9 protein-coding genes and 1 pseudogene are annotated in these 12,731 nt (G+C 55.3%); 4 read left to right on the top strand and 6 right to left on the bottom strand.

Annotation, left to right across the window (positions count from 1 at the left end):
• Positions 1-124 precede the first annotated feature (124 nt).
• Positions 125-1,039: a drug/metabolite exporter YedA gene (gene yedA, locus ACZ6J2_RS07850; RefSeq protein WP_033145907.1), complete on the top strand. Its 915-nt coding sequence runs from the start codon at positions 125-127 to the stop codon at positions 1,037-1,039.
• Here yedA and ACZ6J2_RS07845 read toward each other — a convergent pair.
• The 3 genes and pseudogenes from ACZ6J2_RS07845 to ACZ6J2_RS07835 all read right to left on the bottom strand — a co-directional run bounded on the left by ACZ6J2_RS07845 (position 1,011) and on the right by ACZ6J2_RS07835 (position 3,660).
• The gene (locus ACZ6J2_RS07845) at positions 1,011-1,502 is read right to left on the bottom strand and encodes a very short patch repair endonuclease (protein WP_471725340.1); all 492 of its coding nucleotides are present in this window, start codon (positions 1,500-1,502) and stop codon (positions 1,011-1,013) included. The genes yedA and ACZ6J2_RS07845 overlap by 29 nt on opposite strands.
• A pseudogene (locus ACZ6J2_RS07840) lies at positions 1,483-2,897 on the bottom strand (DNA cytosine methyltransferase). Before ACZ6J2_RS07840 ends, ACZ6J2_RS07845 begins: the two are co-directional and overlap by 20 nt.
• Before the next feature lie 61 nt (positions 2,898-2,958).
• Positions 2,959-3,660 carry a phosphohydrolase gene (locus tag ACZ6J2_RS07835; RefSeq protein WP_471725339.1) on the bottom strand — a complete coding sequence of 234 codons (702 nt, stop codon included), beginning with the start codon at positions 3,658-3,660 and terminating at the stop codon, positions 2,959-2,961.
• 283 nt (positions 3,661-3,943) lie between these two features.
• Between ACZ6J2_RS07835 and ompC the strand changes: the two genes are divergently transcribed.
• Entirely contained in the window at positions 3,944-5,119 is a 1,176-nt protein-coding gene (ompC, locus tag ACZ6J2_RS07830; protein ID WP_471725338.1) for a porin OmpC, read from the top strand.
• Positions 5,120-5,171: 52 nt separating this feature from the next.
• Here ompC and ACZ6J2_RS07825 read toward each other — a convergent pair whose 3' ends face one another.
• Positions 5,172-6,035, bottom strand: coding sequence for an N-acetylmuramic acid 6-phosphate etherase (locus ACZ6J2_RS07825; protein ID WP_471725337.1), 864 nt, complete (start codon positions 6,033-6,035; stop codon positions 5,172-5,174).
• Positions 6,036-6,200: 165 nt separating this feature from the next.
• Here ACZ6J2_RS07825 and ACZ6J2_RS07820 point away from each other — a divergent pair, with 165 nt between their 5' ends.
• Together ACZ6J2_RS07820 and dcuR are read left to right on the top strand one after the other, a co-directional pair.
• Entirely contained in the window at positions 6,201-7,817 is a 1,617-nt protein-coding gene (locus ACZ6J2_RS07820) for a sensor histidine kinase (RefSeq protein WP_471725336.1), read from the top strand.
• On the top strand, positions 7,814-8,533 hold the full coding sequence (gene dcuR, locus ACZ6J2_RS07815; protein ID WP_045887823.1) for a two-component system response regulator DcuR: 720 nt from the start codon (positions 7,814-7,816) through the stop codon (positions 8,531-8,533). The genes ACZ6J2_RS07820 and dcuR overlap by 4 nt, the downstream gene beginning before the upstream one ends.
• Here dcuR and ACZ6J2_RS07810 read toward each other — a convergent pair.
• Both ACZ6J2_RS07810 and ACZ6J2_RS07805 read right to left on the bottom strand, forming a co-directional pair.
• A complete protein-coding gene (locus tag ACZ6J2_RS07810) occupies positions 8,514-9,476 on the bottom strand; it encodes an FAD:protein FMN transferase (protein ID WP_471725335.1) in 963 nt (320 codons plus the stop codon). The two genes, dcuR and ACZ6J2_RS07810, sit on opposite strands and share 20 nt — an antisense overlap.
• A gap of 94 nt (positions 9,477-9,570) precedes the next feature.
• Positions 9,571-12,351, bottom strand: a complete 2,781-nt coding sequence (locus ACZ6J2_RS07805) for a flavocytochrome c (RefSeq protein WP_471725334.1) — start codon at positions 12,349-12,351, stop codon at positions 9,571-9,573.
• Positions 12,352-12,731 lie beyond the last annotated feature (380 nt).

Raw genomic sequence — 12,731 nt, 5'->3', positions numbered from 1 at the left:
AAACCCGGAAACACCCACCTCGCGTCAACAAAAAATTCACATCAGCTACACAATTAAAGGGCTCGCCAGGGAGATAGTTTTCGCGTTTACTATCAGCGACCTTTTTATTTCGTCGTGAGGGATTATGCGTTTCCGGCAATTGCTACCGCTCATTGGGGCACTCTTTTCGCTGTACATCATCTGGGGCTCAACCTACTTTGTCATTCGCATCGGCGTGGAAAGCTGGCCGCCACTGATGATGGCGGGCATCCGCTTTCTCTCGGCTGGCGTGCTGCTGCTGGCCTTCCTGCTGCTGCGCGGGCATAAGCTTCCCCCGCTGCGCCCGATGCTGAATGCCGCCCTGATCGGCCTACTGCTGCTGGCGGTGGGAAATGGGTTTGTAACGATTGCCGAGCACCAGAACGTACCGTCCGGGATCGCCGCCGTGGTCGTTGCCACCGTACCGCTGTTTACCCTCTGCTTTAGCCGCCTTTTTGGTATCCGCACCCGCAAGCTGGAATGGCTGGGGATTGGTATTGGCCTTGCCGGCATCATTCTGCTGAACAGCGGCGGTAACCTGAGCGGGAATCCGTGGGGCGCAATCATCATTCTGATTGGCTCGATGAGCTGGGCGTTTGGTTCCGTCTACGGTTCGCGTATCGAACTGCCGACCGGCATGATGGCGGGCGCGATTGAGATGCTCGCCGCCGGGATTGTACTGCTGCTCGCCTCCACGCTGACGGGAGAAAAGCTGACGACCCTGCCGCCGCTGTCGGGCTTTCTGGCGGTAGGCTACCTGGCGCTGTTTGGTTCCATCATCGCCATTAACGCCTATATGTTCCTGATCCGCAATGTCTCGCCGGCAGTCGCCACCAGCTATGCCTACGTCAACCCGGTCGTGGCCGTGCTGCTCGGGACGGGATTGGGGGGAGAAACGCTCTCTTCCGTTGAATGGCTGGCATTAGGAGTGATTGTTTTTGCCGTCGTGCTGGTCACCCTGGGCAAATATTTACTGCCCGCAAAACCGGTGGTCACGCCTTGTGAGGTGGAGAAACCGTAAGCAGGTGAATACCCTGCGTGTCGATCTGCGCGGTCTGGCCGCCGCCGCAGATCCACTCCTCCAGCCGCTCGGTCAGATCGGTATCGTTCAGTTTTAATCTGCCTCTCAGCGCACACTCCCAGACGATCAGCACCCGCCAGCCCTGCGCAATCAGCGCGGTGAGATCCCGGCTGTCGCGCTCGACGTTCTTGCCAATTTTATCCAGCCAGAAATCGGTGCGCGTCGCGGGGACCTTAAACAGGTAGCAGTCGTGGTGATGCCAGAAACAGCCGTGGGTAAAGATGATGCACTGCCAGGCGTCGATGACGAAATCGGGGCGACCCGCAAGCGCAGGATCCTGTACGCGGAAATCAAACCCCGCCTGCGTCAGCAGCCCGGCCAGGCGCTTTTCGATGGCGGTGTCACGCGTGCCGATGGCACGCATATTTTTGCTGCGCGTGGCCTTATCGTGAACATCCGTCATTGACGGCCTCACCCTGACGGAGTGCCACCGCCTGTCTGATGCGCGAGGCCAGCAGTTTGGCCACGGCCGCGAACGCGGGAACCACCACCGAGTTACCAAACTGGCGGTACGCCTGAGTATCCGAAACCGGAATGCGGAAGCGGTAACCCTGCGGGGTCTCAAATCCCATCAACCGGGCGCATTCCCGCGGCGTTAAGCGTCGCGGACGGTGACGCTGGTTGTGCGGATCGTCGAAATCTTTTTCACCCAGCGCCTTGTCCCAGCCTCTGTCGATCAGGATCTCTGCCCCATCCTTATAGTAGCGAGCGGACAACGTACGGGTCACGCTGTGCGGATCGTTGGGGTTTACCATCCCAAACCCGAAGCCGTTGCCCTTCGCCTGATGTTTCTTGGCATAGCGGTAGAGGTATTTCCACAGCACCGGGGTAAGGATAAATTTCGCGTCAACGACAGGTTCCAGCAGGTCGGCAACGGTAGGACGACGCTCGGGATACAAAGACGGGATATCCCGCAGGGTGAAATCCCCCTTGAGATTGAGGTCGCGGCGGAAACCCACCAGCACGATACGTTCGCGATGCTGGGGCAGAAAATGTTTCCCATCAATGATTTTGGGATCGTCCGCGCCCATGTCCTGCGAGTCGGCCACGTCATAACCCAGCTCATCCAGGGTCTGCATAATAATGCGGAAGGTTATTCCGCCGTCGTGGCTTTTTAAATTTTTAACGTTTTCCAGCACAAAGATGGCCGGGCGACGGGCGTCAATAATGCGCGCCACATCAAAAAACAGCGTTCCCTGGGTATCGCAGGCAAAGCCGTGGGCGCGTCCAAGGGCATTCTTTTTGGAGACACCGGCCAGCGAGAAGGGCTGACACGGGAAGCCGGCCAGCAGCACGTCATGCGCCGGGATCGTCTGGCGAATGTGCTCGGCGGCGTGTTCATCGCTCACGCCGCTTTTATGGCTCAGGGTGACATCGCGGATATCCGCGTTGAAATGGTGCTCGTGCGGATCGCAATACCAGTTGGCCTTGTAGGTCCGGACGGCATGTTTGTTCCACTCGCTGGTAAACACGCACTGTCCGCCGATAGCTTCAAAACCGTGTCGGATACCGCCGATACCGGCGAACAGATCGATAAAGCGGAAGGCATAGTTCGGGTGCGCGGCAGGAGGACGCGGAAGCAGGTTTTGCAGATAACGAAACTCGCCTTCGCTCAGGCGCGCCCTGCGCGCTCGCTGGTCAGCAGACGCTTAAGGATCGCCGGGCTCCAGTGGCTCTCGCCGTGCGCCACCAGCAGATTGGCCAGCGTTTTAGCATCATAGATATCCAACAGCTGGCGCAGCAACGCCTGCACCGTTGCCGTTGATTTCTCAGCCTGCTCGGGCGCGGGCTCTGTCACTGATCGATTTTCCTGCATTCTTTTAACCGGAGAGTAAAGACTGGGAACAGATTACCACAGTTCAGTTGCGCAAACTGCGACGGAAGCGGCTCAACACCTGGCTATCCAGCCCGATGCAGTCACCGTGTAATTCGGCACTGAGTTTCGCCATAAACTGGATCAGGAAATCGGCATTGTGACGTGCCAGCTCGCGGCCCATTTCCGTTTGCATTGTATCAGGCAATCGCAGCAGCTTGGTCTGAAAATGGTCGAGGGCAAACGCACGGTCATCAAGGATACGCGCATCGGCAAAGGGATCGTCTGCATCAAAAAGCGGCATGCCCAGCGCGCCCGAGACGGCAAAGACGCGCGCCAGGCCGATAGCGCCTAACGCTTCCAGCCGGTCTGCGTCCTGCACAATTTTGGCTTCCATGCTCTGCGGCGCAATCCCGGCGCTGAAGCTGTGCGCCTCAATCGCGTGCGCGACGGCGGCAGTATGCCCTGGCGTGAAGTCAGGGAAGTCGCGGCGCAGAATGTCACACGTCCTGCGTGCTGCCATCTGGGATGACCGGCCGCGTTCGGGATGGTTTTTCGGCAGGCTGACAATATCGTGGAAATAGCATGCGGTCAGGATCACCAGCGGCTCCACCGCCTGGTCAGCCATGATTTTTTGCGCCGTCATCCAGACCCGACGAAAATGCGAAATATCATGTGCGGTATCGTCGATGCTGTGGTTTTCCTCGAGCCAGCGCTCAAATCGCTGCTGCCACCGGACAAGTTCCATCGTCATATCCTGTTGTTTAAAAGTGCATGAATTATAACATAGACGAATTAAATCAATTTAAAAATAGAACCACGAAATACTTAATAATAATTACACCATATAAATTCAATGAATTAATTCACAAGAAAAATAAAGAGATTAATAGAAATATTTAGCAATATTTCATAGAATTTAATTACATTTATTTTGAAACTAAATAACACTTCCTGGAATAGTATCAAGCCTGTAATTGCGGAGGGTGATTACATATATTCATATAAATTATGTTTGAAGGGAATATATAATGAAAAGAAAAGTTCTGGCAATTGTGGTACCCGCGTTATTAATGGCAGGCGCAGGCAATGCGGCTGAAATGTACAACAAAAACGGCAACAAAGTTGACCTGTACGGCAAAGTCGACGCGCGTCATACCTTCTCGGACAACCCTGGCGACGACGGCGACGAAACCTATGTGCAGATTGGTTTCAAAGGCGAAACCCAGATCGCTAACGATCTGATCGGTTACGGCCAGTGGGAATATAAAACCTTCGCTAATAATACCGAGGGCGCGGGTGACAAATCGTTTAACCGCCTGGCGTATGCTGGCCTGAAATATGGTGAATACGGTTCATTTGATTATGGCCGTAATTACGGCGTCGTGTACGACGTTGAAGCCTGGACCGATATGCTGCCTGTATTTGGCGGTGACTCTTACACATGGACCGATAACTTTATGAACGGTCGTGCTAACGGTCTGGCAACCTACCGTAACCAGGATTTCTTCGGTCTGGCTGAGGGTCTGAATTTCGCGCTGCAGTATCAGGGTGCGAATGAAGGCCAGGATGCAGCAGAAGATCAGGAAGGCACGAAAAACGGCCATGACGATGTTCGTTTCCAGAATGGCGACGGCTTCGGTATGTCTACCACCTATGATTTTGACTTCGGTCTGAGCCTGGGCGCGGCATATTCATCTTCCGACCGCACGAACACGCAGGTTGCATACGGTGCAGGTAACTACAACCGCTACAGCCCATATGCAGGTGGCGAACGCGCTGAAGCCTGGACCATTGGCGCAAAATATGATGCGCAGGGTGTTTACCTGGCCATGATGTATGCGGAAACCCGCAATATGACGCCATTTGGTAGCGGTGAGACGGTTGGTATCGCCAACAAAACGCAGAACTTTGAAGCCGTAGCGCAGTACCAGTTCGACTTCGGCCTGCGTCCGTCTCTGGCATGGGTTTACTCCAAAGGTAAAGACATTGGCGGCAATGATTACAACCCAGGTAATAACTACGACTATGTTGATCAGGATCTGGTGAACTATATCGATCTCGGTATGACCTACAGCTTCAACAAAAACTTCTCGACTTACGTTGATTATAAAATCAACCTGCTGGACAACGATGAAAGCTTCTACGAAGCCAATGGCATCTCAACTGATGACATCGTTGGCGTAGGCATGACCTACCAGTTCTAATTCCCCAAAATACCAAAGGCCGCAATTGCGGCCTTTTTACTATCTGAAGATCTTACGGCGCTTCCTGCAGCGCCACGCGAATAAACCCGTTATTCTGCGCCAGCAGCTCATGGGCTTTCCATGCATCCAGCCCTGTCAGCACCATCAATACCGCCGTTTTACAGTTATGGTTACAGCTCTCAAGCGCAGCTTTTGCCTCGGCCCGTGTGCATCCCCCCGCTTCCATCACAATGGCGACTTGCCGTTCAGCCCATTTGGTCGTGCTTGCCTCAAGATCCACGCGTAGGTTGCTGTAAACCCGTCCGGTTCGGACGGCCAGCCCGGTGGCAATCATCGAGAGGATCATTTTTTGCGCGATCCCCGCTTTGGTGTTGATATAGCCTGCGACGACGTCGGCCCCCAGCTCCGGAGCGATAACCATGCTCGCCAGCTGCGCGGCTTCGCTTTGCGCATCACCGGTAATAATGGCGACCGGTGAACCCAGCGACCACGCATGGCGCATTGCCCCCCAGACCCACGGCGTTTTTCCGCTGACGGTCACGGCCAGCATCATATCGTGTTCACCAAACTTGATGGCCTGCAGATCGGCAACGCCGCGCTCGTAGCTCCCTTCCCCTTCTTGTGCCGTAACGGCCATCACAGGGGTTTTGCCCGGCGCATATTCATCGGCAACCTGTTGCGCAACGCGCCCTGAAGGCCCCGCGCCAACGACGATCAGGCGACCACCGTGGCTGAGCGTCGCGGCGGCATTGTCCACCACGCGGGCAATAGTATTTAAACAGGGGGTAATCGCAGCAGAAATGAGTGCATCATCCTGGTGAATGACTTTCAGCATGTCCAGCGTGGACAATCTATCAATATTCATCGTGCTGGCGTGCCGTCTTTCCTTGACCGAACCGGTAAGCATAACGCTCATAAACAGCCTCCTTATTATGAGTACCCACACACTATAAAGTGTTTTATATAGATGACCTGCGAGGAGGGTCACGAAAAGAGGACCAAATCCACGCCTTTACATGGCTTTAAGAAAAGCGCGTCATCGGCGATAATTACCCCTTTTCTTAATTATCGCGGAGTGTTGATGAGCGATTTGCAGCCTTTCCTTACTACGCGCAAGCGCCCCATGAAGCTGAACACCCTGGTCACGCTGATGGTGTGCGCGATTATTGCCTCTGTGCTGCTGGTGGTCTTTGCGCTCTACTCCGTACAAATCACCCGGGCGACCCGCGATGATGTAAAAGATACGGCTCTGGGTATTGCCAGAACGCTGGCCAACAGCCCGGAGATCCAGCGCGGCCTGATGCAGGCACCGCAGGAGAATATTATTCAGCCCATCGCCCAGGCGGTGACGAAACGAAACGATCTGCTGTTCACCGTGGTCACCGATATGCGCGGGATCCGCTACTCTCACCCGAACGAGGCGCTGCTGGGGCTGCATTTTATCGGTGACGATTTAACCCCCGCGCTGGAAGGCAAAGAGAACGTATCGGTAAACCGGGGTGCGCTCGCCGAAGCGTTGCGCGTTTTTACCCCAGTCTACGACGGCCAGCACGAGCAGATCGGCGTGGTGGCGGTAGGTATCTCCCTGAAAAAGGTTGAAGAGCAGATCGCTCGCGGGCGGCTAAACGCCGTCTGGACCATTTTATTCAGTATTTTTATGAGCTCCATGGCGATTTGGGGTCTGGTGCGGGTCCTGAAGCGCATCCTGTTCGGGCTCGAACCTTACGAAATTTCCGCCTTGTTCGAACAGCGTCAGGCGATGCTGCAGTCGCTTCGCGAGGGGGTGCTGGCCGTCGATATTCACGGGCGCGTGACGATGATCAACCAGACCGCCAGAGAAATATTGCTTCTCCCTTCCGGCAAGCAGACCGAAAACGCCAGCGCCCCCCTGCTGGCCAGCCTGCGCGAAGTTTCAAAGACGGGCGTCGCGCGCCAGGATCAGGAGATCAGCTGTAACGGGCGTCTATTGCTGTGCAATATGGTGCCCGTTAAAAGCCAGGATCGGGTAATCGGCGCCATCACCACCTTCCGTGATAAAACGGAAATCAGCCAGCTGATGCAGCGTATTGATGGCATGGTTAACTACGTCGACGCCCTGCGCAGCCACACGCACGAGTTTATGAATAAACTGCATGTGATCCTGGGCCTGCTGCACATGAAGCGCTACGACAAGCTGGAAGAGTACATTATCCAGACGGCACATAATTACCAGACGGATATCGGCACGATACAGAGCAAGGTAAAATCCCCGGTGATTGCCGGGTTCCTGCTGGGTAAAATCAATCGGGCGAAAGAAGCGGGCGTCACCCTGACGCTGGCGGATGAATGCCAGATACCGGATACCGCGAGCGAAGAGCAGGTCGCGGTGCTGATCACCGTGCTGGGTAACCTCATTGAAAACGCGCTCGACGCGATGGAAGGACAGCAGGAAGGTGAGATCGGCCTGCTGCTGCATTATCAGAACGGCTGGCTCAGCTGCGAAGTGAGCGACGATGGCCCCGGCATTGATCCCGCTCAGCTTGAGGCTATTTTTACAAAGGGCTTCTCAACAAAAGGTGAAAACCGCGGCGTTGGGCTGTTTCTTGCTCGCCAGCAAATCCAGAATCTCGGCGGCGATATCACCGTCGAGTCTGAGCCAGGCGTATTTACCCAATTTTTTGTTCACATCCCCTGGGATAGCGAGAGGAATATCGCGTGATAAATGTATTAATTGTCGATGATGACGCCATGGTAGCCGACCTCAACCGTCTGTATGTCAACCGTGTTGAAGGTTTTAGCTGCTGCGGCGTCGCCTCCACGCTAAACCAGGCCGAGGCCATCATTAATAACCCCGGTCAGCCTGTCGACCTGGTGCTGCTGGATGTCTATATGCAGCAGGATAACGGGCTGGATCTGCTGCCCGTTATTCGCGCATCCGGTCGCCCAATCGATGTGATTATGATCTCGTCGGCTGCCGACGCCGCCACGATCCAGACTTCCATCCACTACGGCGTGGTGGATTATCTGATCAAGCCGTTCCAGTTCCCGCGCTTTGAAGAGGCGCTGAACGGCTGGAAGGCAAAGCATAGCCTGATGGGTTCGCACCAGTATTATGAGCAGGCCGACGTCGACCGGCTGATCCACGGCGGGGCGCCGGAACTGGCGGACAGTAAAAAGCTGCCGAAGGGGTTAACGCCGCAAACGCTGCGCACGATTTGCCAGTGGATTGACGCTCACCCGGAGACGGAATTTTCTACCGATGACCTGGCAAGCGCGGTCAATATCTCGCGCGTGTCCTGCCGCAAGTACCTGATTTGGCTCGCGCAAATCAACATTCTGTTCACCAGTATTCACTACGGCGCCACCGGCCGTCCGGTGTATCGCTACCGTCTCCAGCCGGAGCAGACCGGCCTGCTCAAGCAATACTGTCAGTAACGCGGTAGTCGTTATCCAGCAGGGTAAAGCGGAAGTGGTGTGCTGAAGAGAACACCACTTCTTTTGTTTTGGTCACAAAGATAGCTTCAATATCGGGGCGCGCGCGCAGGGCGGCACAGCCCTTCTCTACGCCCATGCCGTACATCAGCGTGGTCCAGATATCGCCGTCGATGGAGTCCTTCGAAACAATCGTTACGCTGTCCAGCTCGTTGTCCAGCGGATACCCGGTGCGCGGATCGAGAATATGGTGATAGCGCTTGCCGTTTTGCTCAAAGTAGCGCTCGTACGTTCCCGACGTCACGACGGAGAGGTTCTCTACGGTCATCGTGCCGATCAGCGCATCACCGGCGAACGGTTTTTTCAGCCCCACGCTCCAGCCCCCTTCCGGCGAGCCTAACGTCTGAATGTTTCCGCCGAGGTTGATCAGCCCCAGCTCAGCGCCCTCTTTATGCAGGTAATCACGCACCCTGTCGGCGATATAGCCTTTGGCAATGGCCCCCAGATCGATCTCCATCCCCGCTCTGGTCAAGAACACGCTGCTGCTGGCCTCATCAAGAAGGACATCTTCAGGACGGGTTATCGCCAGCAGCGACGCGATTTCATCGGCAGGCGGAACGCTGTCCCCCTGAAAGCCTATTTTCCAGCGCTTCACCAGCGGACCTATCGCCAGGTTAAAGGCGCTGTCCCTGAACAGGCTTGCCGCTTTGGCACAGCGGATCAGCTCAAACACCGGCCGGCTGACGGTGACCGGATGCTGGCCAGCCGCATGGTTGATGTTCATCACCTGCGAGTGCGCGCGGTTAACGGTGAGCAGATCTTCGTACTGTTTGATCAGGCGAAACACGCGGGACGCGAGGGCTTCGTCGTGGGAGAAGAGTTTCAGGAGAATGGGTGAGCCCATCAGGACGGCGGAGTAGCTGTAAACGCGATGGCTATCAGGCATGGCTGTATTCCTCAGATGTAGCCCCGGCAGGCACCGCGCCGCCGGGGAAAATGCCGGATAGCGCTGGGCGTATCCGGCCTACAACACAGGGGTCTTACTGCTTTTTCGAACGCATAGCCGCCTGATGTCCTGCAAGCGTACCAAAAATAATGATATCTGCCACTGCGTTACCGCCGATACGGTTACCGCCGTGGATCCCGCCTACCACTTCACCGGCCGCAAACGCCCCTGGCAGCACGTTGTGGTTGCTGTCCAGCACGCAGGTTTCGGTGTTGATGGTCACGCCGCCCATGGTGTGGTGCACGCCCGGTGCAATCTGAATGGCGTAGAACGGCCCTTCGTTGATAGGCGCACGCAGCGCGGTGGTACGGCCAAAATCATCATCGTGCTGTTTTTCAACGAAGCCGTTGTAACGTTCCAGCGTCGCGAGAAAAGCGTGGTGATCCATACCCAGCGCCTCAGCCAGGGCTTTTGGCGAGCTGGCGCTGGTCACGAAACCTTTCGCGATGTACTCATCAGCGGCTTTGTTTTTGGCACGTACGTGCTCGTCAAATACGATGTATGCGTATTTCTCCGGCAACGCGATGATTGACGCCGAGACTTTATCGCGGGTCGACATTTCGTTGTAGAAGCGCTCCCCTTTCTGATTGACCAGAATCGCCCCGCCGCCGCGAATGGATTCGGAAATCAGGTACGAGGTTTTCTGCTCTACGGTTGGGTGAATCTGAATTTCGCCCATATCCACGGTACCCGCCCCGATGCGCTCCAGCAGTGCGATGCCGCCGCCGGTTGCCCCTTTGTGGTTGGTGGTAACGAACCCTTCCAGATCAGGACGGTATTTCACCACCATCTGGCTGTTGGCGCTGAAGCCGCCAGTGGCGACAATCACGCTTTTGGTTGCCACGGTGACGGTTTCGTTCTCTTCGGTAGTCAGGCGTACGCCGGTCACTTCACCGTTCTCGAAGATGATGTCGCTGACGGAGGTATCCAGCATCACCTCGATGTTGCGTTTGTTAACGTTACGCACCAGGCCGCTGATGAGATAGCCGCCCACCGCCGAACCGTCTTTTGGACGGTGAGTACGGTCGATGCTCATCCCGCCGGTGGTGGTGATGTCGTTCAGCATGATGCCGCGCGTGGCCAGCCACTCAATTGCCTGCGGCGCGTTCTCGACGAAGCGACGCAGCAGTTCCGGGTTGTTCTTGTTGCCGCCGCCTTTCAGGCTTTCCTGATAGAACAGCTCTTTGCTGTCCTGAATGCCCTTCACGCGCTGGAAGCGGGTTTCGGCGGCGTTCATACCGGCAGAGGCTTTAATGGTGTTCCCGCCGATGGTCGGCATTTTCTCGACAATCAGCACGCTCGCGCCTTCGTCGTGAGCCTGGATCGCCGCCGCCAGACCGGCGCCGCCGCTGCCGACAACGACCACGTCCACGCTGCGGGTTTCGTTCGGGTCAACGCCCTCTTCCGCGGCCAGCGCTTTGCTGGATTTCAGCATCGCTTTAGAGACCGCTTTCTTCACCGCTTCACTCTGGCTGGTTGCGCCGGTGATGGCATCCACGTGCGGGGTATTGGCGTCCAGAATGCGGGTACGGATCTCTTCAAAGCTGGTCACAAACTCAACGTCTTCGCTCGGGCCGGAGGCCAGCTCGATGTCCGCAATGCGGTCGGTTTCCAGACTGACGTTAATCACCAGTTCGTTAGCGTCATCCTGCACCTTCTCAGCAAAGGTACCCGGTTTGAATTTGGATTCGCCCATGCTCATGTCGCGGATCATCGCTTCCACCAGCGAGAAGCGCCACAGCGGTTCAGGAATACTCAACGCCTCGCGCTGGGTACTGTCCATAAACAGCTCCAGGCTTTCCCCGGCCGCAATGCGGTCTGTCCAGTCCGGATAAGCGATGGTGGCGCGGCCAACGGCAATCAGGTCGTAACCGTGGTCCAGCGCTTCATTCACATCAGAAGCATTCACCACGCCGCCCACGCCCATGACCGGAACCTGCGCCAGCATTTCAGAACGCATCGCGCAGTATTTTTCGATAAGCGGGGTGGGATCCTGGATGTCGACGATGGAAGGACGCAGGGTAGCGCCGACGGAGAAGTGCAGATAGTCCACGCCGCGCGCCGCCAGTTTTTCCAGCAGATACATGGTGTCGTCAAAGCGGATGCCCGGGACTTCCATCTCTTCAGGGGAGAAGCGGTAGCCAATAATAAACGCGTCGTCCGCGTACTGGCGCACCATTTTGTGGGTAATGTCCAGCACCGCCAGCGGGAACTTCGCGCGGTTATCGCGGCTGCCGCCCCACTCGTCGTCGCGCTGGTTTGAATTCGGGGAGTAGAACTGCTGAATCAGATAGGTATTCGCCCCGTGGATTTCCACGCCGTCGAAACCGGCCTGGATGGCGCGACGCACCGCCTCACCAAACTTGCCGATCATGCCTTCCACTTCTTCTGCGGTCAGGGCGACAGGCGTTGCGGCACCTTCACGCGGCGCGGCTACGGCGCTCGGGCCAACCGGGGTACGGCCACCAATCAGTTTTGGATCGACCATGCGGCCGCCGTGGTAGATCTGCAGCAGCGCCTTAGATCCTTTGGATTTAATGGCCTCTGCGATTTTCGCCAGCCCGGCAATTTTCTCGTCATTATCAATACCGATGGCACCCGGGAAGGCGAGACCGAGATCGTCGACGAAGCAACACTCCACAATGATGGTGCCAATGCTGCCGGAACGGGCCCGATAGTACTCCACCAGCTCGCTGGTGACGGTGCCGTCAAAATAGCCGGTACAGGTTGTCATAGGGGCCATTAACAAACGGTTTTTCAGTTCAGTGCCATTCGGTAATGTGAAGGGGCTAAGAATGCGTTCGTTAGTGCTCATAATAGAAACTCCAAACTTTTAAAAATTAAGAATTCGTTATCGGATTGATTTTTTATTTCGTCGTTATTTGCCGATGTCATGATATTAATATAATGATTTTTTTAGTTTCTAAAGTTATTACGTTAGTTAAAAAACTATTTAATCCCTGCGATAACACAAATAATACATTGGTGTTAGAGATTGTAATTCAGCCATTCACAATAATTTAAAAACCGTTAAAATATAAATGGTAAAACCAATTCACCGTAACACATATAAAATCAATAAAAACAATATATTAAAATCACACCAAAATCTATATTGTTAAAGAAATGATAAAAAATACGCAAAAACAGGCAATACCCACATACGCCAGAGTGGTTATTAATAAAAGCATAAAA

Source organism: Enterobacter sp. E14S (assembly GCF_055666685.1).
The sequence above is the reverse complement of the archived record's forward strand: the minus strand, read 5'-3'. Positions and strand labels throughout refer to the sequence as shown.

Excerpts from the sequence above, each read along its gene's own strand:
- ACZ6J2_RS07820 (WP_471725336.1), top strand. The coding sequence starts at position 6,201 with ATGAGCGATTTGCAGCCTTTCCTTACTACGCGCAAGCGCCCCATGAAG.
- ACZ6J2_RS07825 (WP_471725337.1), bottom strand. The coding sequence starts at position 6,035 with ATGAGCGTTATGCTTACCGGTTCGGTCAAGGAAAGACGGCACGCCAGC.
- ACZ6J2_RS07835 (WP_471725339.1), bottom strand. The coding sequence starts at position 3,660 with ATGGAACTTGTCCGGTGGCAGCAGCGATTTGAGCGCTGGCTCGAGGAA.
- ompC (WP_471725338.1), top strand. The coding sequence starts at position 3,944 with ATGAAAAGAAAAGTTCTGGCAATTGTGGTACCCGCGTTATTAATGGCA.
- yedA (WP_033145907.1), top strand. The coding sequence starts at position 125 with ATGCGTTTCCGGCAATTGCTACCGCTCATTGGGGCACTCTTTTCGCTG.
- ACZ6J2_RS07810 (WP_471725335.1), bottom strand. The coding sequence starts at position 9,476 with ATGCCTGATAGCCATCGCGTTTACAGCTACTCCGCCGTCCTGATGGGC.
- ACZ6J2_RS07845 (WP_471725340.1), bottom strand. The coding sequence starts at position 1,502 with ATGACGGATGTTCACGATAAGGCCACGCGCAGCAAAAATATGCGTGCC.
- ACZ6J2_RS07805 (WP_471725334.1), bottom strand. The coding sequence starts at position 12,351 with ATGAGCACTAACGAACGCATTCTTAGCCCCTTCACATTACCGAATGGC.